17 protein-coding genes are annotated in these 18973 nt (G+C 64.7%); 9 read left to right on the plus strand and 8 right to left on the minus strand.

Features of this window, described 5'->3' with window-relative positions; all coding sequences use genetic code 11:
* Positions 1-27: 27 nt before the first annotated feature.
* Complete coding sequence (locus OG976_RS24415; protein ID WP_328354847.1) at positions 28-951, minus strand: NmrA family NAD(P)-binding protein; 924 nt, start codon at positions 949-951, stop codon at positions 28-30.
* A 182-nt stretch (positions 952-1133) separates the two neighbouring features.
* The gene (locus tag OG976_RS24420; RefSeq protein ID WP_328354850.1) at positions 1134-1991 is read right to left on the minus strand and encodes a helix-turn-helix transcriptional regulator; all 858 of its coding nucleotides are present in this window, start codon (positions 1989-1991) and stop codon (positions 1134-1136) included.
* Between the two features lie 109 nt (positions 1992-2100).
* Here OG976_RS24420 and OG976_RS24425 point away from each other — a divergent pair, with 109 nt between their 5' ends.
* The 5 genes from OG976_RS24425 (at position 2101) to OG976_RS24445 (ending at position 7621) form a co-directional block, all read left to right on the plus strand.
* A complete protein-coding gene (locus OG976_RS24425) occupies positions 2101-3120 on the plus strand; it encodes a hypothetical protein (RefSeq protein WP_328354853.1) in 1020 nt (339 codons plus the stop codon).
* Positions 3121-3184: 64 nt separating this feature from the next.
* The gene (locus OG976_RS24430) at positions 3185-4174 is read left to right on the plus strand and encodes a phosphotransferase family protein (RefSeq protein WP_328354855.1); all 990 of its coding nucleotides are present in this window, start codon (positions 3185-3187) and stop codon (positions 4172-4174) included.
* 17 nt (positions 4175-4191) lie between these two features.
* Positions 4192-5364 (plus strand): hypothetical protein, encoded by a 1173-nt coding sequence (locus OG976_RS24435; RefSeq protein ID WP_328354857.1) that lies wholly within the window; start codon positions 4192-4194, stop codon positions 5362-5364.
* Complete coding sequence (locus OG976_RS24440; RefSeq protein ID WP_328354859.1) at positions 5361-5999, plus strand: PaaI family thioesterase; 639 nt, start codon at positions 5361-5363, stop codon at positions 5997-5999. The genes OG976_RS24435 and OG976_RS24440 overlap by 4 nt, the downstream gene beginning before the upstream one ends.
* Positions 5996-7621, plus strand: coding sequence for a class I adenylate-forming enzyme family protein (locus tag OG976_RS24445; protein ID WP_328354861.1), 1626 nt, complete (start codon positions 5996-5998; stop codon positions 7619-7621). Before OG976_RS24440 ends, OG976_RS24445 begins: the two co-directional genes overlap by 4 nt.
* A gap of 25 nt (positions 7622-7646) precedes the next feature.
* Here OG976_RS24445 and OG976_RS24450 read toward each other — a convergent pair whose 3' ends face one another.
* Positions 7647-9182: an AMP-binding protein gene (locus OG976_RS24450; RefSeq protein ID WP_328354864.1), complete on the minus strand. Its 1536-nt coding sequence runs from the start codon at positions 9180-9182 to the stop codon at positions 7647-7649.
* A 154-nt stretch (positions 9183-9336) separates the two neighbouring features.
* Between OG976_RS24450 and OG976_RS24455 the strand changes: the two genes are divergently transcribed.
* The 3 genes from OG976_RS24455 to OG976_RS24465 are packed head-to-tail and all read left to right on the plus strand — an operon-like array spanning position 9337 to position 12226.
* Positions 9337-10686 (plus strand): phenylacetate--CoA ligase family protein, encoded by a 1350-nt coding sequence (locus tag OG976_RS24455; RefSeq protein WP_328354867.1) that lies wholly within the window; start codon positions 9337-9339, stop codon positions 10684-10686.
* Between the two features lie 10 nt (positions 10687-10696).
* A complete protein-coding gene (locus tag OG976_RS24460) occupies positions 10697-11389 on the plus strand; it encodes a hypothetical protein (protein WP_328354870.1) in 693 nt (230 codons plus the stop codon).
* A gap of 21 nt (positions 11390-11410) precedes the next feature.
* A complete protein-coding gene (locus tag OG976_RS24465) occupies positions 11411-12226 on the plus strand; it encodes a mycofactocin-coupled SDR family oxidoreductase (RefSeq protein ID WP_328354873.1) in 816 nt (271 codons plus the stop codon).
* Positions 12227-12248: 22 nt separating this feature from the next.
* Here OG976_RS24465 and OG976_RS24470 read toward each other — a convergent pair whose 3' ends face one another.
* The 4 genes from OG976_RS24470 to OG976_RS24485 all read right to left on the minus strand — a co-directional run bounded on the left by OG976_RS24470 (position 12249) and on the right by OG976_RS24485 (position 16235).
* Positions 12249-12998, minus strand: coding sequence for an SDR family NAD(P)-dependent oxidoreductase (locus OG976_RS24470; protein ID WP_328354876.1), 750 nt, complete (start codon positions 12996-12998; stop codon positions 12249-12251).
* 66 nt (positions 12999-13064) lie between these two features.
* Complete coding sequence (locus OG976_RS24475) at positions 13065-13880, minus strand: PaaI family thioesterase (protein ID WP_328354879.1); 816 nt, start codon at positions 13878-13880, stop codon at positions 13065-13067.
* An 8-nt stretch (positions 13881-13888) separates the two neighbouring features.
* On the minus strand, positions 13889-14671 hold the full coding sequence (locus tag OG976_RS24480) for an SDR family NAD(P)-dependent oxidoreductase (RefSeq protein ID WP_328354882.1): 783 nt from the start codon (positions 14669-14671) through the stop codon (positions 13889-13891).
* 91 nt (positions 14672-14762) lie between these two features.
* Complete coding sequence (locus OG976_RS24485; protein ID WP_328354885.1) at positions 14763-16235, minus strand: aldehyde dehydrogenase family protein; 1473 nt, start codon at positions 16233-16235, stop codon at positions 14763-14765.
* An 88-nt stretch (positions 16236-16323) separates the two neighbouring features.
* Between OG976_RS24485 and OG976_RS24490 the strand changes: the two genes are divergently transcribed.
* Positions 16324-16875: a PaaI family thioesterase gene (locus tag OG976_RS24490; RefSeq protein WP_328354888.1), complete on the plus strand. Its 552-nt coding sequence runs from the start codon at positions 16324-16326 to the stop codon at positions 16873-16875.
* Here OG976_RS24490 and OG976_RS24495 read toward each other — a convergent pair.
* Positions 16856-18961, minus strand: a complete 2106-nt coding sequence (locus OG976_RS24495; RefSeq protein ID WP_328354891.1) for a molybdopterin-containing oxidoreductase family protein — start codon at positions 18959-18961, stop codon at positions 16856-16858. The two genes, OG976_RS24490 and OG976_RS24495, sit on opposite strands and share 20 nt — an antisense overlap.
* Between the last annotated feature and the right edge of the window lie 12 nt (positions 18962-18973).

Consider the following 18973-nt stretch of genomic DNA (forward strand, 5'->3'; position numbering starts at 1 on the left):
GCCTCACCCCGGTAGCACTTGGCGGCCTTACGACGGTGCGATGTCGAACTGGTCGGCGTGCCGATTCGCCCAATCTGCGAATCGCTCCAGAGCGATGCCTCGAGAGCGAGCGACATCGAGGTCCACCGCGTAGCCTTCGACGTTCGCCCATTCCTGGTTGCCCACTACCAGCGAGGAGGTACCCGAGGCGATGGCCTCATCTCGAGGCAGCCCCTTGACGGAGATCGGCACCGTGGTGATTGCCGAAATCACCTGTGCCACCTCGGCCATGGTGAGCGCATCGGCAGCCAGATCGATCTCTTGACCGTGATGGCGATCCGGATCGGCAAAGGCGGCTGCGGCGAATCTCCCGACGTCGGCGGCGGCGATCAGATGCATCCGCGTGTCATCGGCTAACGCAGTGTGTAGTCGGCCTGCGGCCAGTGGCGGAAACAGGTAGTGCGACTTGGGTGGGATGAAGTTGTCCATCATGAAGGCGGGTTTGAGCACAACCCACTTGGGAAATCCCGCGCTGCGCACGATGTCGTTCACGGCTGCCTTGCTGAGCCAGTAGACCGGCCACCATCGCTGTTCGGCCCACCCGGCAAACTTCTCATGGTCACCGGCGCGTGCCACCGATGTGTGCACGAAGACCTCGACCCCTGCTGTGCGCGCAGCCGCAACGAGCGCCCGGCCGGTACGCACCTCCACCTCCGGGTCTTTCGGCGTCGGCGGCATCTGCATCGAGAACACTCCGTAGGTGCCGTCTACCGCCTTCGTTAGGCTCTCGGGATCCTCGAAGTCTCCACGCACCAGATCAACTCCCCGCTCGGCGAGTTGCGCCGCCGTCGCCGATTGCGGGTTGCGAACGAGCGCACGTACATCGGCGCCAGCGTCCAAGAGGGCGTCGACGACTGCACCGCCCTGAGCGCCGGTCGCGCCGGTGACAAGAATTGGTCCTGCGATATTCACTGTTACGACTCATCTCCATGGATCGACCGCTATGAGTCCGGTGGCCGGTCGGGGCATGTCCCGAGCGCAAGGGGGTGCCGTCGCCCGCGACAGAGCCGGTGCGTCATCTGAGATGTGTTGGCGTGCCGAACTGGTCGCAGGCTATCGTCTACATAATTCAGCGTCAACATCGTCACTGAAGGTCAGTTGACCCGAGCATCCCACTGTGCTGAGCCGCGAATCTGGTTGAGCTTGTCCAGATCGGCATCGGTCGAGGGGTGGTGGATGATCAACTTCAGCGCGGGTCGGTCGAGTATCCGAAACTGCATCAGATGCGTCGACAGCTCGCCGGCAGCAGGGTGGCGAAACGACTGTGCTCCGCCGGCTGCCCGCACCACCTCGTGGCTGGACCACCACAGCCGGAATTCTGCACTGATTGAAGCCAATTCGTCGGCCAGTGCCCCGAATCGCGGGTCTGTGGGATGGGCCGCGGCTTCCGCCCGGAATTGCCCGACGACACGGCGGGCATGCCCTTCCCAGTCCGCCAGGGAGTCGCGGACGCCGTCAACGGCGAAGGTCGCCCACAGCACATTGCGCCGATCCCTCGGCAGAGCGCCGACATCGCAGAACACCGCCGACAGCGCGTCGTTCCAGGCCAGATAGTCCGACCGAGGTCCCAAAACGTACGCCGGAGACGGCAGCAGCGTGGCTAGTAGTTGGCGAGTGTGTTCGTCGACGGTCTCGTCGTGGTTGTCCGCGGCACCCAGCGGCAGCGCCGCAAGCCGGCGCAGATGCCGGTGCTCGTCGTCGGTCAGTCGGAGTGCCTCGGCGATGCTGTCGATCACCTCGACGGTTGCCTGGATGTCCTGCCCCTGTTCCAGCCGGGTGTACCAGCTGTAGCTGACGCCGGCGAGGTTGGCGACCTCCTCGCGCCGAAGGCCCCGGACACGACGGGGGCGAAGGCCAGCGCGCAGACCGACCTGCTCTGGTGACAAAGCTGCCCGGCGGGCACTGAGGAAGGCCGCGAGCTCGCGGCGGCGCTGCTCTGAGTCGGACGCCATGGCAAATCATCATGCCAAAGCGGCGGAGGCATCTGGTGCTATCACTCAGAGTGGTAGCACCATTCCGGTCTTGTAGGTGCGGTGCACAGGGCCGCAGACTCGCATCACCATGACTACTACGACATTCGACGGGTTGTCCAAGCGCGGCCAGTTCCACTACCAACTACTGCTCGGCGAGCATGACAGTGACCCCGCCGAGGTTGCCGCGCAACGTCGTTGGTTCGGCCTCGCGTGGTCGGCACTGTTCCTCTATGGCAGTCTGCGTGACGACGAGGGTCAGCTCTACACCGTTCTCCGGGTGCCTGAACGCAACGGCGGCGGTCGCAAGCGCTTCTATCTGCAGACCACGCTCGGCGCGGACGATCTGCACGTGCACGAGGCCAGCAGGGCATCGGCGCGTAACGAAGGTTTCGTCAGGGACCACCGTGGGGGTATTACTGCGATTCACAGCCCGGTTGGTGCCGAAGGCCAACCGTTTCGGTTCGAGGTCGATGCGACGACGTCCACCTGGGTCGAAGACGGCACCATGGATCTGCACGGCACCCTGATCGAGCCGGGCCTGCAGTGGCATCTGCCAGCGGCGACACACGGCACCGACGAGGGCTACTACTACGTGTCGCAACTGTACGAAGTGCACGGCGAGATCCTCGGACGGCCGGTGCGCGGGTTCTATGGCGCCGACGATCTCTACGCCAATGGATTGATCTACCAGGACGATCTCCTGGTTGGGAACAAGTTGCACGTCACCTGGTACACCTGGGCCACGCGCTACACCGACGGGTCCCTGGACGCCGGGCATTTCATGCTGGGGCATGACGGACTCGGCATGCTGTTGCTGTGCGATCACGACGGACGGGTGCGCCGCACTACCGACGTCGACGGACGTGTCGAACTCGACGAAAGCGGCACGTGGCCAACGCGTATCGAGGTTCACGCGCCGGGCGAGGACTGGGAGTTCCTGCCGGACTCCCGCGGCCGGATGGTCGACTTCATGCCGATGCCCAACCCACAGATCGAAGGTCGTTGGCGGCGTATCGGTGACGTCCGTGAACCGGCGCACTGGTTCGCCTACGGCGAGATCGCCCCGTCGCACGGATTGGCGCCCCGGCGCAGCCCCCGCGGCCAGTGATATGGGAAGCATCGACTACTTCGCGAGTCGGCGTGCGGACCTTGCAGACTGGATCGCAGCGAGGATGCCGCAGGCCGATTCCGTCACGCTGACGCCGTTCAGTCCGGCAAGCTCGGGATTTTCCAACGTGACACTGTTTACGGATCTCACCTGGAGTGACGCCACGGGACCACACCGCCGTGAGATGGTGCTGCGGGCGGTGCCACCCGACCAGACTTTGTTCCCCGATGATGACCTTCATCTGCAGTACGACGTCATGGCAGCTCTGGCTGAAACCGCCATCCCCGTACCGAGGCTGGCATGGTTCCTCGAGGAAACGGACACTCTCGGTGTTCCGGCGTTCCTGATGAACCGCGTCCGCGGCGAGGTAGCCTCAGGCTACCGGCCGGGCTTCCACGGGCACGGCCTGTTCTTCGAGGCCACCGTCGAGCGACGGCGCCAGATGTGGTTTGCGGCCGTCGATGTGATGGCGGATCTTCACCGATTAGATCCGTCATCCCTGACGTTGCCCACCTCGATGGGCTCGCCCGGCAACGGGCAGGAGGCCATCGCGGCCTTGCTAGCGCGAATCGAATCTCAACTCCGATCCATCGACGCTGAGGTTCCCGTGCTCTGGCAGGCACTCGACCAGTTGCGCACCACGATGCCCGACAACCTGGACGTCGTCCTGTGCTGGGGTGACGCCCGGCCGGGCAACATCATCTACCGCGATGGACAGGTCGCTGCCGCGCTCGATTGGGAACTGGCACATTACGGAGCGCCCGAGGGCGACCTGGCCTACTTCCTGCTCGTCGACGAGGTTGTCGCCGAACTCAACAACGTCCCAAGGCTTCCCGGACTACCCGATGCGGCCGAGACTGTCGCGCACTACCAGCGGGCGGTTGGCAGGGGCATCCGCAACTATGAGTATCACCGGATTCTGCAGGCTTTGCGGATGGCGACCATGTTGGTCATGACCGTGCTGCTGAGCCCGCCCGAACTCGATTTCCCGCCGAACTATCTCACCGAGAACGTTCCTACCCGCAGGCTCGCGCAGCTCATGCGCGTCCACTGAATCACGATCGGAAACTCATGACTGACGTAATCCTCACGGCCGCCGATGAATACCTGAACCACCAGATGGTGGGCAGTTTCGAACAGGTCGGCACGACTGATCGCAATTGGACTGAGAAGGGCTATATCGTCGCCTACGACGTCTCCGGCGAGATCATGGTCAGCGCCGGAATCGGCAAGTACAGCAACCGCGATGTCATGGATGCCTTTGCCGGCGTCACGGTACCGGGCAGGCAGTACAACGTGCGTGCGACCCGCGAGCTCCGTCCCGAACTGGACAGCACCACCGTCGGGCCGATCTCGTGGGAGGTCGTGCGCGCGCCGAGTCATAACCGAATCATGTTGGCCGAGAATGAACTCGGCGTCAGCTATGACGTCACCTACGAAAGCAACTTTGCGCCGATCGTCGGTTCACCGGGTGAGAGACGTGATCGCGGTATCACCGGAAACCACACCATCCGATACTTCCAGCCCGGCCGTGCCAGCGGCACCGTCACCGTGGAAGGGCGCACCTACACGCTTGATCCGGAGCGTAGCTACGCCTACAAGGACCGGTCCTGGGGAATCCGCACAATGACCGGCATTCCGAATCCCAACTCGTTCTGGTTCAACGACCCGACTGCAGTTCCTGAGACCGGACTGCGCCCTGCTCCAGGACACGGCCAGGGTGTCCTGCACGGCTACCTCAACTTCAGCTTCGGAACCTGGTGCCTGTCATCGACATTCACCCAGGGGCCCGACGGCCGACCGATGAAGTCCAGCACCGGAACAACCGAGGGATTCATTGCCTTTGCCGACGGCGAGCGGCCCCGGCTGCGTATCACCAGCCTTGACCTGGACTTCGAATTCTGGCCGGGCACCCGACGGGCGAAATCACTGCGGGCCCATGCGGAACTGGAAGATGGCACATCGCGGGACATCACCTGCTCCTGGAAGGACCTGGTCTACTACTTCCGCGGAGGCGGCTACTTCGGCTTCCGTGGCTGGTGGCAGGGCGGGTATCGCGGCGCCCTCGACGTCGCCGGTGAGGTCATGGACCTGCGCAGCAAGGCAGATCTCGATGAACTCTACGGCTGCGAAGAGATCGCCGTCGACTGTGTGTGTGGCGATGAGACCGGCTACGGCGTCATGGAACCGTGGGCGATCGGTGCGCTACCGCGTTACGGCATCACTGACGAGACCCTCGGATGACGGCCGGTCAGCCGAGTCTGGTCGAGACGGTCAAGAAACTTCTGAATGCGGTTCGCACCTCTGACGTCCCCGCCTCCGAGGTGCCCCACATCAAGGACCTCATCGAACAGGCCAGTGCCTTGCTGGAACCGCATATCGCTGCGCCACCGTACGCAGCAGAGCAACTGTCCCCACCGAACGAGGTTGTTTTGCAGTGGGATCCGGACGACGTCTGCCGGACGATTCCGTACAGTCCGTTCCTGGGGAAGCTGAACCCCATCTCGGGTGAGGCCTCGCTGCGGGTCGACGGTAGGGAACTGTTGGGAACGGTCACGTTGTCGCCAATCCACGCGGGACCCATCTCGACGGCGCACGGCGGGGTGGTGGCAGCATTGCTCGACGAGCTGACCAGCATCGCGATCATGGCGCATGGCCGATTCGGTTACACCCGGACTCTGACCATCACCTACCTTCGCCCGACACCGCTGGACGAGGAGCTCTCGCTGTGGGCCCAGTCTGCCGGCCAGACCGGCTCGGTCTTCTTGACCTCCGCTGAGATCCGCAGCGGCGGGAAGGTCACCGCTTCCGCTGTTGCGGTTCATCACCCCGGTGGCCGTATCGATGAACCGATCTACCCGGATAGTGTGTCGCGATGACCGAAAGTGCCAGTGCTGCGTCGTCGTTGACGCTCGCGGAGCTCGGACCAGATGCCGAGGAGCTGGCGGGCTTCTCGTATGTCAAGCTCGCCAACGCCGCTCACCTGACCGGGGAGACCGTCGGTCAGACACTGGTACGGGTCGCCAGCGAGCGCCCTGATCAGCCCGCGTTGATGTGGCTGACCCGAACCGGGGTCGAGACGATGACCTGGTCGCAACTTGCGACCCAGGCGTCGGCAGCGGCATACGAACTGCTGAGGATCAACCCCGCTCGGGCCCGAGTGGTGATCCTCGGCGGCAACTCCGCGGAATGGATCGTCACCGCTTATGGGGCCAGCCTTGCCGGTATGCCCATCGTGCCGCTGAGCCCGGCAACCACGATCGACGAGATCATCTCCGTACTAGGAGATTTCACCGTCGGCGCCCTCGTGGTCGATGATCGGTCCGGTGACCATGTGCTGTGTGGCCGTGCCGTCGAGGCATGCGTCGAAGCGGGCAGCGACGCCCCGGTGCGACCTATGGGTGACTGGGCCCCGGCTCCCGAGCGCGCGTGGCAGACGGGTTCGGTGGAGGACGAGTTCCTGGTGCAGTACACGTCGGGAACAACCGGCCGGCCGAAACCGGCGAGCCTGTCTCATCGTGCGGCACTCAACGCCGCCAGGTTCTTCGCCGAGGGTACCGGCAGCCTCTCCGGCGAGGTATGGCTCAATCCGCTCCCGCTGTACCACGTCGGCGGACTGGTCTCGGGCATGTTGTCCTGCCTGTCGATTGCGTCGGCCTACACCGTCATCGAACGGTTCTCCGCGGAGGTGGCGCTCCGGGCGGTGCGCGAGACCCGGCCCAGTTTCATCGGGATGGTGCCGACGATGCTGATCGACCTGCTCGACCAACCGGACGTGGCGCCATCGGACTTCGCGTCGGTTCGTACCGTGCTCGGCGGCGCGACCGATGTCGACCCGAATCTGATCGCCGATGTCGAAGAGCGACTGGGCATTCGGTTCAACATCGCTTACGGCCAAAGCGAAGCACCCTGCATGACCATGACATTCTCGGCGGACTCGCCGGAGGTGCGTACCACGTCACTGGGTCATCCGCTGCCCGGGCGCGATTACTGTATCGCCGATCTTGAAGGGGCCGTCGTTGGGGTGGGGGAGCCGGGTGAGCTGTGCGTCCGAGGTCCGCTGAACATGTCGGGCTACGTCCGCCCGGGTGGCGACCTCGCGCCCGACACCACCGTCACCGGATGGCGACGGACCGGAGACATCTGCGTGCTCGACGATGCCGGAATCCTGTACATGAGCGGCAGATCGCGCGATCTGATCATTCGTGGGGGCACTAACATCTACCCGGCCGAGCTCGAACAACGGCTCTCGGCGCATCCCGCCGTGCGGGAAGTTGCCGTTTTCGGCCTTCCGGATCGGCGCCTCGGCCAGACGGTGGCGGCTGCGGTGCTGCCGGTCGAAGGCGCCTCCGTCACGCCCGACGAACTCTCGGCGTTCGCCGAGGGCGTATTGAGTCCTAGTAAGCGCCCGGCGAAATGGTTTGTGGTCGAGGAGTTTCCGCGCACCGCGGCAGGAAAGGTGCGCAAGCACATCCTGCAGCAGTCACTCACCGAACAGTAGACGACCCAGACCGGGCCACGACGGGTCAGGCGTTGACGTTGGCCCCGCCGGGATAGCCGCCGCCACCGAACATTTCATCCAGTGCCTCGTAGTCGGTGAGGCCGCCGACCCGTGGGATCGCCTCGATGAACTCGACCGACTTCGGCTTCTTGTACGAGGCGATATGCGCGCGGCAGTGCTCGATGATGTCGTCAGCGCTGGCGCTCTGCCCGGGTTCGAGGACGATGACGGCCTTGACGGACTGGGTGAAGCGCGGATCCGGTACCCCGATGATCGCGGCCTCGCGAACCGCCGGATGGCTGGTCAGGCAGGACTCGACTTCCTGGGGGTAGATGTTCTCGGCGGCCGACTTGATCATCCGCGTCATCGTGCCCATGAACTGCAGCGTCCCGTCCGGCTCGCGCCGCCCGAGATCGGTGGTGTGCCACCAGCCGTCGCGCATCCGGGCCGCGTTCAACTCTGGCCGGTTCCAGTACCCCAGATGCACGGTCTCGCCGCGGATCGTGATCTCGCCCGCGGTGCCGTCGGGTACCTCGTTGCCGTCCGGTCCGACGATGCGCACCTGAGTCAACGGCGAAGGCCGGCCGGAGTTACCTATTCCGCGGCCGCCGAAGGCACTCATGATCGGCAATCCGGTCACCTCGGTCTGTCCGAAACCACCAGCCTCCGTACCCCACGGGGTGGTATCCGGCGGCAGCGCATCGCCCCACACCGGGGACATCGGTCCGGCGCGCAGCGAGGAGATGTCGAGCTTGGCGGTCTCGTTGAGCTCCTTGAGCTTGAAGATCGTGGGCGGCATGAGGAACGCGGAGGTGGCGCGTTCGTCGGCGATCAGCGTCAGCAGCTCGTCCTCCTGCACCCGCCGGATGTAGACGTTGGTACCACCGAACAGGAAGGTAGCCATGGAATCGAACTGGAAGTTGCCGATGTGGAAGAGCGGGCCGGAGTTGATGAACACACTGCGGTGGTCCACACCCGTCACGCCTGCGGTGAGGGTGCCCATCGCGATGAGGTTGTGCTGGCTGAGCATGGAGCCGTTGGGGTGGCCACCGATGGCGGCGGTGTAGATCACGAGCAGCGCATCGTCGGCCTCACCGGATGGTGCCAGCGGATCGCCGCTCTGCGCGGCGAGCAATGCGTCATATCCGTCGGAGCGCTCGGAGTCGAGTTGGATCCAGGTGGCCGACGTGCTCACCAGTGTCCGGGCTCCGTCGATGCGGTCACCGATCTCCTCGTTCTGCCACAGCACCACGGTGGGGGCGAAGTCGTCGATGACGAACGCGAATTCATCGGCCGACTGGCGCCAGTTGGCCGGACAGATCATGGCGCCGATCCGGGCGCAGGCGATCATCAGCTCGAGGAAACGGTGCGAGGTTTGGGCCAGCCAGAGCACGCGGTCGCCGCGCCGCACCCCGTTGGAAGACAGCAGTCGGGCGGCCTGGTTCACGCGCTCATCGAATTCTGGCCAGGTCAATCGCACCGGGCCGTCGACAACTGCGATCTGATTCGGGAAACGGCGCCGGTGCTCGGCGCAGATGTCCGACAATGTCACCTGAGGCATCGCGATCACTCCTGGGTGTGGGGTGGGTCGATGGGCTTGAAATCTATTCAATCATCTACCACTATGGTGTGGCGTGGTTCACGTTACAGCGTAACGTACACGGCGCACCAGGCGGTGTGAGCCCACGGGCCGGTGTAGATAGCAAAGGAGCATGGTGGCTAGCCAACCCCCGAGCGTTTCGACGGCTGCGACTGCCGCAGCACACGGTGAACGGTACTTCTACGAGCCCGAGATCGAGACCGCCAGCCGCGAGGAGATCCGAGCCGCCCAGGAGAAGCGGATCCTGGAGCTGATCCCGTACGCATGGGAACGTTCCGGCTTCTACCGGGACCTGTGGTCACGAGCCGGAGTGAGCCCGGAAGACATCCGCTCGTTGGACGACTTCCACGCCAAGATCCCGACCTTCTGTAAGGACGACCTCAAGGCCTACCGCGAGCGGACGGGTGATCCATTCGCCGGCGTGCTCTGTGTGGAGCGCAGCGAACTGACCTCGATCACGTCGACCTCCGGTACGACGTCACTGCCGGAGTTCCTCCCCGAGATCTGGGACGCCGCCTGGCCGCTGCCGATCACCTCGACGCGCGCACTGTGGGAAATGGGTCTGCGCCCGGGAGACCGTGCGCTGGTACCGGCAGGCTCCTTCCGCGGCTTCTGGGACGACTACGCGCGCCTGCTGGGACTCGTGCCCATCTACATCGACGGCTGGATCGGGGAAGGTGAGCGCGTCCTCAACGCGATCAAACGCCATCAGGTCAGCTACTTCCAGATGTTCATGCCCACGGTGATGGAGTTTGAGGCGCTGGAAGCCAAATACGACATCCGCGACATGCTGTCCTCGCTGAAAGGCGCGGCCTTCGCCGGACAGCCGCTCAGTGCGACGCTGGAGCGCAAGGTCCGTGAGGAATGGGGCGTGAACCTGTTCACCTGGACGAGCGCCGGGGACACCGGCGGGGCCTGGGAAGGCCACGAGCACAACGGATACTTCATCCAAGAGGACACCGCGCTCATCGAGGTCGTCGACCCGGTCACCGGGCGTCCGGTGGGCGAACTCGAGACCGGTGAGGTCATCGCCACCGACCTGGACAACAACGCCGCGCCCTACATTCGTTTTCGGTCCGAGGATCTGGTCAAGGTCACCCATCAGCCTGCGGCCAGCGGCCGCACCCAGATGCGGATCTGGGTTGTCGGTCGCGCCGGGGACGAGATGAGGATCGGCGGAAAGTCCTTTGTCATCAAGGATATTTGGGATCCGGTGGAATCCCTGCCGGAGTGCGGGGACGCCCTGTTCCAGATCGTCAGGTACGCAACGGAGATGGACGAATTGCGGATCCGGATCGGCTATACCCCCGAGAAGACGGCCGACATCGACGAGCTGCATGCACGCGCGGTGGCATTGCTGGAGCAGAAACTTGGCGTCGCATCCCATGTCGACCTGATGACAGTTGATGACATCCTCAGGACGTCGTCGAGTGTGGCGAAGTTCCCGCGCACAGTGAAGGCATGAGAGGACGGCAATGAGCAGATCATCGATGGCCGCCGTGGCGGCCCAGTCGCCACGCCCAGAGTTGTTCGGGATCGCATCGTGCAAGGTCGGTACCGAGTTCCACGATTTCGAAATCGGTTGGGAGGAAGCCGAACGCGACATTGCCTGGGCACAGGCAGCTCTGCAGACCGCGGGGCTGGGCAGTGAAGACGTCGCGCTGGTAACGCTGCCGAACTGGGAAGGGCCATGGTTCAACCCGGTGTTGACCGCATTGCACACCTTCAACGTGATTCGCGCTCTGGCGGAGAACTACGCCTGGGATGCCCGGCGCGCAGGGCACATGGTCCGAAGCCTGAAGCCGCGTGCGATCGTCGGGCTCGGCGCCGAGACCATCAGCGGTCTGACTGGTCAGGGTGACGATGTCGGCGAGCTGCTCGGCGGGATCGAGTTCGTGTGGGCGCGCCACGACGCTCTGGGACCCCTGGCCGAGGCCGGATTGGCGGCGTTGCCCCTGGTCCCACTGGGCCCCGCCTTGGCGATCGGAGTGCCGGGCGTGGGTGCGGTGGTCAACACCGACGAATGGGATGTCCAGGCCGTGGACGGCCAGTTCGTGGTGTCAACCGCGGGTGATCGGCGTGCTCGGTTCACCAACGTCGAGACAGGCATTCGTGGCCGCGTGGGCCCGCGTGTCGAGCTGGGTACCGTCGTCGAGTTCGATCTGTGATTGCCGGAGAGGAAGACTGATATGGGTTTGTTGGAGGGCCGGGTTGCGTTTATCACTGGCGTCGCGCGGGCGCAGGGCCGAAGCCACGCGGTGCGATTGGCCGGTGAAGGTGCGGCCATCATCGGTATCGATGTCGCAGCACCGGTGGCTGATCACAACGGCTATCCGCATGCGACGACAGCCGATCTGGCCGAGACCGAGAAGCTGCTGGCAGACGTCGGCCAGCCGTACATCGTCGAGGCGGTCGACATCCGGGACGCCGAGGCGATGACTGCATTGTTGGCGCGGGCAGTTCCCGAACTCGGTAACAGGCTCGACGTGGTCGTCGCGAACGCCGGTATCGTCAACTGGAACAGGTTCTGGGAGATGCCCGAAGATCAGTGGCAGACGATGATCGACGTCAACCTGACCGGCGTGTGGAAAACGATGAAAGCGGCGGTGCCGCACATGCTGGCGGCGGGCAACGGTGGCTCGATCATCGCGACGAGCTCGGTGGCCGGCATCAAATCCCTTCCCGCCCAATCTCACTACAGTGCAGCCAAACACGGTGTGGTGGGCTTGGTGAAGTCAGCGGCGATCGAACTGGGCGAGTATGGGATTCGGGTCAACACCATTCACCCCTGGGGAGTGAATACCCCGATGATCCAGGACCCCACGATGGAGGCAGTGATCACAGCCCATCCCAACTACCTGATGTCGTTCGGCTCAGTCTTGCCGGGGGTGGCAATCGCCGAGCCAAGCGACATCTCCGACGCGGTGCTCTGGCTGGCCTCGGATCTCTCCCGTGCCGTGACCGGCGCGCAGGTGCCGGTCGACATGGGCGCTACCAAGGTTTGATCCGTCTCGTGCTTACCGGCGGTTACCCGCCGCCGGTGAGCATGATGGTCTGGCCGGTGATGTAGCGCTGGTCGTCGGAGACCAAAGCCGCCACCGCGCAGCCGATGTCGGTCTCCGCATCGCCCATGCGGCGCAACGGGATCATGTTCAACTGGCCCTGGTATCGCTCAGGATGCTGCTCGCGGAACTCGAGCGACGCCGGCGTCTCGGCGGCGGGAACGACGACGTTGACGCGGATGCCGTCCGGGCCCCACTCACGCGCTGCCACCCGCGAGAGTCCACGGATGCCCTCCTTGGCCATCGCATACGCGCCGAAGCCACGGTTGCCGACTATCGCGGTCTGCGAGCCGAGGTTGACGACGGACCCGCCGTTGCGGGCCACCAGATGCGGATATGCAGCTTGCATTCCGTAGAGGGTCGCCAAAGTGCCGGTCCGGTAGGTGATGTCGACATCCTCATCGGTGATGTCGATGATCTTTCCCTGCGCAGGGGTTTGGGCATTGTTGACGAGAATGTCCAACCCGCCGAAGTGGTCGACAGCATGGGAGATGGCCGAGGTGTAGTCGCCTCGATCACCCACATCGCAGGGCAGGGCCAGCGCCGAACCGCCGGGGAGTGACCGGATCTCGTCGGCGACGGACTCGCACTTCGACAGCGTGCGGCCGAGTAACGCGAGGTGTGCGCCTTCCTTCGCCATCGCGATGGCGATACCGCGGCCAACGCCCTGGCCCGCACCGGTGACCACTGCGATCTTGCCGTCGAGTCTTCCCATCTCAGCACTTCCATCTCTTGGCACATCAACAGGGGCGCCAGGCATCGCCGGATTGGCGCACAGCGATTAGTCGCGGCGCACGCGAACCGTCGCGGTGGCGATCAGATCGCCGTCGGGGTCGTCTTGCCGCAGATCGGATCGCACTAGGACTGCCGTGCGGCTTTCGGTGAGAATCTGCGCCGTGGCGCGTAGCGGTCCGCGCTTGCCTGCGCGCACCAGTCGCACGCTCAGCGACTCGACCTGTTCGGCGCTGGGTTCCAGCACCGCCAGTGCGGCTGCCTCTAGCGTCACGAGGATCGGGCCGTGATGCAACACCGGCCCACCGAGTTTGGGGGTGACCTCGGCAATGGTGAATCCGGTGCCATCGGCAACGGCACCGTAGGCATCGTGCAAGGGGGGCAGGTAAGGGCTGTCTTCAATCCCAGTGCCGGGATCGATGTAGTCGAAACCTGTTGCTGTTGGGGTGATCACCGTCCAGTCGGCAGTACCGAACCCGACGACGGTATCCGGATGATTCGCGTCGACAAAACGGGACTCGGTGAACACCTGGCTGCGCGCGGCACGGGTCATCGAACCCTGCACGCCCAACGTGCCGACACCACGGGCGCCGCCAATGAGGTTGACCTCGACGTGAGTCAGGGCCAATTGCCAGTGCCGGTCGATCGCGATGCCGGCGGTGTCCAGCATCGCGATCGCCGCCGGCGCGGCCAACAACGAGCCCCCCGGTCGCATGTCGCTTCGCAGCGGCATGCGACCGGTGGCGTCGAACCCGTCGTGCAGTACCGACCGGCAGCCCAGATAGCGGTAGCTGACCAACTCGGCCAGACTCTCGGCCCATACCCCGTAGATGTCGGCATTGTCCGGTCGTGGTGTGGTGGTCATCTCAGCATCTAGCGTGGCTGGAAGCGCTGCGCGCCGTCAAGGCGCAGGACCTCGCCGTTGACGTAATGGTTGGCCAGCAGGAAGCGAGCCGCGTCGGCGAATTCCGATGGTTCGCCCAACCGCTTCGGGAACGGCACATTCGCGGAGAACGCGGCGAGCGCCTCCTCGCCGACCGAGGCCATCATCGGTGTCAGCATGGTGCCGGGAGCGATGCTGTTGATCCGGATCCCCACCGCACTCAGGTCGCGGGCCACGGCCAGGGTCAAGCCGATGATCCCGGCCTTGGCCGCCGCGTAAGAAGCCTGCCCGATCTGCCCTTCGTATCCGGCGATCGACGCCGTCATCACCACCGCGCCACGCTCGCCGTCGACCGGCTCGTTGGCCGCCATCGCCGACGCCGCCAGTCGGACCACGTTGTAGGTCGCGGTCAGGTAGATGTCGATGATGCCGGTGAATCCGGCGAGGCTGGCCGGGCTGCCATCACGGTTGACGGTGCGTTCCGGCTTGCCGCCCAGCCCGCCGTGTGCGACGACGGCGTAGCGCAGCGTGCCCAGCTCCGAGGCTGCGGCAATGGCCGCACCGACGCTGTCGGCGTCGGTGACGTCGGTGTGCGCGAACACCGCGCCCTGGCCGAGTTCGTCGGCAAGCGCCGTGCCCTTCTCGTCGTTCACATCGGCGATGACGACGCCGAGGCCCTCGGCGTGCAGACGGCGGACAGTCGCCTGGCCCAGACCTCCGGTGCCGCCGGTGACGAGTGCTACTGCCTGGTCAGGGAAATCTGCTGTGCTCATTGACTCTCGAATCTCTTCAGACACACGGTCGGCTCACCCGCAGCGGGTGAGCCGACCATGCGTCCCTGATGGGTTGGATAGTGCCGAACTTTTAGCTGCCCGGTGTGGCGATCGTCTTCACCTGCAGGTACTCGCGGAAGCCCTCGATTCCGTGCTCGACCCCGAGCCCGCTGATACCCCAGCCGCCGAAGGGGCTGTCCGCACCGAGGTAGAACGACGGTCCGATGTTGACCGTGCCCGCGCGCAGCTTGTTGGCCACTCGGCGCGCCCGCTCTTCGTCAGACGACTGAATGTAGGACGACAGTCCGTAGCGGGTGTTGTTGGCGATCCGCACGGCTTCGTCGTCGTCGCCGTCGTAACGGATCACCGACAAGACGGGGCCGAACACCTCGAGCTGGGCGATCTCGGCATCGGGGGCGACATCGACGATCAGCGTCGGCTTGTACCAGTTCGCCTTGCCGTTGACCTCACCACGCTCGCCGCCGACGAGCACCCGGGCGCCGGCTTCACGCGCCCGGCTGACCATGCCTTCCATCCGGACTCGCTGCTCCTCGCGAATGATCGGGCCGACGATCGTTCCCGGGTCGGTGGGATCGCCCCAGGGAACCATGCCGATGATGGCCTGCAGACGTGCCACCACCTCGTCGTAGATATCGGCGTGCACGACCGCGCGGGTGCCGAGCGCGCAACCCTGTCCGCTGCTGGTCATGCACATCATCGTGGCCATTCCGCACGCCTGGTCGAGATCGGCGTCGGGCAGTATCACGTTGGCCGACTTGCCGCCCAACTCCAGCACCACCTTGCGGATGCCGTTGGCCGCGCGCTCCATGATGCGTTGCCCCACACCGGGTGAACCGGTGAAGTGGAACAGGTCGATGCGCGGATCGCCGGTCATCGCATCGCCGACGATGCCTTTGTCGGCCGCGCTGAGAGCGTTGAAGACGCCGGCCGGGATGTCTGTTTTCTCTGCGGCGATCTGGGCCATCTTGGCGGCAGTCAGCGGCGTGTCCGGGGCGCTCTTGAGAACCACGGTGTTGCCGGTCGACATCGCGTGGGTGACCTTCCAGATGGCCGTCATGAAAGGCGCGTTCCACGGTGTGATGGCACCGACGACGCCGTAGGGCTGGTACCGCACGGCGCGATTACTGGTCAATCCCAGAACCACGCTGGGCTCGAGCTGACGTTCCCATTCGAACGACGTGGTCAGGTCGTTCCAGTAGTCCATCCCGTCGATCATGTAATCGATGTGGGTGGAGTGGATGCCCTTCGGGATGCCGGCCTCGGCGGTGAGGATATCGCTGAAGGTGTCACGCTCCTCGCGCATGGCTGCCTGGAACTGCTCGAGGCAGTGCCGCCGGAACTTGTGGTCGGTACCCCAATCCGTCTCGTCGAACGCGCGCCGCGCCGCTTCCACCGCATCGTCGACATCGTCGGGACCCGCGTCGGCGGCCTGCGCCACCACTTCGTCAGTAGCCGGGTTCAGAACGTCATAACACTTGCCGGACTTGGCATCTCGGAACTCGCCGTCGATGAAGAGTCGGCCTTCGAGATCATTGGAGGACATGTAATGGAACCTTTCCTTCGGGAGGGCGTTCTCGCCGATGGTGTCGCTGGATTGGCATGGAAAATCAGCTGGCTTACACTGTAACGTGATGACTGACACAGTTCAACAATCTGACGGATTACCGGAGCCGCTGGCATCGATGAAGGATGTCGATCCGAGTTCCCCGCTGTACGTGGTGACTTCCGATACCGGCGTCACCCTTTGCGGTGGCTGTCGCGCTGCGGGCCGCTGCCGGATGGGGCTCGTGGCGGAGACGCTGCGTGAGGACGGTGTCGTCTTCAGCGAGCTGGCTTGTCCCAAGAAGGACGAGGGCGGCCGCAAGGTGGCCCATGGCGGCTGGACTGCCGGCGTTCTCGACGAAATCGTGGGTCACACGCTTCTGTTGCGCGGCGAGTTCGCCGTCACCGGAACATTGACCGTGGTCTTCCGCAAGCCGGTTCCGATTGAGGTTCCCTTGATCGCCGAGAGCCACGTCCTGCGGCGCGAGGGGCGCCGGGTGTTTGTCTCGGCCGAGATCAAGCTGGCCGAAACCGGGACAGTCGTGGCCAGTGCCGAGGCCGTCATGGTCCGGCGCCCCGCGGACCATTTCGATCGCCACGACCAATGGCTGGCCGCGGAGCTCAACGCGCCGACTGAGTGACATCGAGCGGTTCTACCGTCACCCAGGTCTCGTTGAACGCCGACATCAGCGAGAGCGGATCCTCTTCGTCGGCGGCGGTGAGCAGATTGCGATTCACCCCGACGACATCGGGTTCTGCCGTGCCATTGGGATCGAAAACCCTTGAACCCCAACCATGTTCGACAATAACGACGCCAGGTCGTGGCGCATCGGTGACCGCCGCGGTCAGTTCGATCGCGCCGGCCGCGGACCGGACTCTCACCCGATCACCATCAGCGATACCGAGCCGATCGGCATCGTCGCGGTGCAGTTCGGCCCGATTGCTCTCGACGATCTTGCGTGGTCCGGGTAGTTCGTTCAAAAACGAGTTCATGGAGCTGAGCCGGCGGCGGTTGCCGAGTTGCAGCGTCAATCCGTCCGGCGCAGCTGAGGGCTCGGTGTGCAACTGCCGAAGCAACTCTTCGATAAAGCGGGCCGGAGCCAGGTTGATCCGGTGATCCGGGGTGCGCAGCATTGCTCGCGCGTTCCCGTATTCGCGCTCGCCCACGACCATGCCGTGTGGATGGTCGAGCAGTTCCTGCCAGCTGGCGTGACCCGCCCGTTCGAAGGCGGCGCGGGACGCGTCCATGAGGGAGAACGGTTCTCCGGTGAGATACCCCGGTAGTCCCATCTGCGCACCCAATCGATGGAAGAACTCGGTCTCGGGCAGAACTGCTTCGGGGGGATCGACGGCGCGCGGGGTGAACTGGACGAACGGAACCTCGGTGGTCATGGACGCGAACGGGGCGAACTCATCGCGTTCCAGCCAATGCGTGCCCGGGATCAGCCAGTGCGCATGACGGTGGCTCTCCCGCTGCACCATGTCGACGGCCACCAGCAACTCGAGGTCGGCCAGCGCTGCATCGAGTTGGTCGCCCTGCGGGCCTGCTACCACCGGATTGCCATTCTGGATGAACAGCGCGCGTAACTGGCCCGGACCGGGGGTACGGATCTCGGCGGGCAGTTCAGCGATGGAGAAGCAACCCTCGATGGCCGGGCGGCGTGCAACCCTCGACAGCGGCGGAGTCGGATCGTAAGGGGGAAGTTTGGGCTTGATCGCCCCGCGCTGGAAGTGGCGGCCGCCGCGGATGTCCCAGTTGCCGGTGATCACGGTCAAGACCTCGGACAGCCACAGTGCGAGCGTGCCGCGGCTGGTCTGCGACACTCCGGTGCGGGTCAGGGCGATGGCACTGTGGGCGCCCGCGAACCGGAGGGCGATGGTCTCGATGGCTGCCACCTCCACCCCGGCCCGTCGTGCCAGATCGGGGAGATCGGCGCGTGCGACCAGTGCCTCGATGGCATCGAAGCCGACCTCGGCCGCACACGCTGCGGCATCGTGGAGGCCCTGCTCGATGACCACCTTGATCACACCGAGTAGCAATGCCCAATCCTGCCCTGGTGCTACGGCTACGTATTGGGTGGCGGCGGCTGCGGTCTGTGTTCGGTAGGGGTCGACCACGATCAGATCGGCCCCGTCGTCGACGCGGGCGAGCACGCGCCGCCAGCCGTCCGGAACCGAACTGATCCACACGAGCTTGCTCTCAGCGGGGTTGGTTCCGATGAACAGGAAGCAGTCGCAGTTGTCGACGTCGGGGATCATCGGAATCATGGTGACGCCGAACATCTCTCCGCACACCACAGCTTTGGCGTTGGTGTCGACCGATCCCCAGTTGTAGACACTGCGGCTGCCGAGTGCACGCATGAACTGCGTCAGGGCGCCAAGGGAACCTGGGTCGTAGCCGGCCGGGTTGCCGTAGTAGCAGCCCACTGCGTCGGGGGAGTCGCGGCTGATGATGCTCGAGAGCGACGCGCCGATCTCGGCCCAAGCCTCGTCGTAGCTGGCTGCGACGTATCGGTCACCGACGCGGCGCATCGGCGCCAGGATTCTGCGCGGATGTTCGACGAGTTGGTGGGCGGTGCGACCCTTCACACAGAAGTCTCGCCACGATGAAGGATTCTGCTTGTCCGGCCCGATGCGCACAACCCGGTTGTCAACGACCGTGGCTGCCAATCCGCAACGGGCACCGCAGATTCGGCAGCTGGTGAAGACCTCGTTCGCATCGCTCATCTGAACGCGCCC

This window comes from Mycobacterium sp. NBC_00419 (genome assembly GCF_036023875.1).
Classification (GTDB): Bacteria; Actinomycetota; Actinomycetes; order Mycobacteriales; family Mycobacteriaceae; genus Mycobacterium.

Bases quoted from the DNA above. Each gene is read 5' to 3' on its own strand.
- OG976_RS24495 (WP_328354891.1), bottom strand. From the start codon at position 18,961: ATGAGCGATGCGAACGAGGTCTTCACCAGCTGCCGAATCTGCGGTGCC.
- OG976_RS24485 (WP_328354885.1), bottom strand. From the start codon at position 16,235: ATGTCCTCCAATGATCTCGAAGGCCGACTCTTCATCGACGGCGAGTTC.
- OG976_RS24450 (WP_328354864.1), bottom strand. From the start codon at position 9,182: ATGCCTCAGGTGACATTGTCGGACATCTGCGCCGAGCACCGGCGCCGT.
- OG976_RS24445 (WP_328354861.1), top strand. From the start codon at position 5,996: ATGACCGAAAGTGCCAGTGCTGCGTCGTCGTTGACGCTCGCGGAGCTC.
- OG976_RS24470 (WP_328354876.1), bottom strand. From the start codon at position 12,998: ATGGGAAGACTCGACGGCAAGATCGCAGTGGTCACCGGTGCGGGCCAG.
- OG976_RS24490 (WP_328354888.1), top strand. From the start codon at position 16,324: ATGACTGACACAGTTCAACAATCTGACGGATTACCGGAGCCGCTGGCA.
- OG976_RS24440 (WP_328354859.1), top strand. From the start codon at position 5,361: ATGACGGCCGGTCAGCCGAGTCTGGTCGAGACGGTCAAGAAACTTCTG.
- OG976_RS24480 (WP_328354882.1), bottom strand. From the start codon at position 14,671: ATGAGCACAGCAGATTTCCCTGACCAGGCAGTAGCACTCGTCACCGGC.
- OG976_RS24435 (WP_328354857.1), top strand. From the start codon at position 4,192: ATGACTGACGTAATCCTCACGGCCGCCGATGAATACCTGAACCACCAG.
- OG976_RS24475 (WP_328354879.1), bottom strand. From the start codon at position 13,880: ATGACCACCACACCACGACCGGACAATGCCGACATCTACGGGGTATGG.
- OG976_RS24465 (WP_328354873.1), top strand. From the start codon at position 11,411: ATGGGTTTGTTGGAGGGCCGGGTTGCGTTTATCACTGGCGTCGCGCGG.
- OG976_RS24420 (WP_328354850.1), bottom strand. From the start codon at position 1,991: ATGGCGTCCGACTCAGAGCAGCGCCGCCGCGAGCTCGCGGCCTTCCTC.
- OG976_RS24460 (WP_328354870.1), top strand. From the start codon at position 10,697: ATGAGCAGATCATCGATGGCCGCCGTGGCGGCCCAGTCGCCACGCCCA.
- OG976_RS24425 (WP_328354853.1), top strand. From the start codon at position 2,101: ATGACTACTACGACATTCGACGGGTTGTCCAAGCGCGGCCAGTTCCAC.
- OG976_RS24430 (WP_328354855.1), top strand. From the start codon at position 3,185: ATGCCGCAGGCCGATTCCGTCACGCTGACGCCGTTCAGTCCGGCAAGC.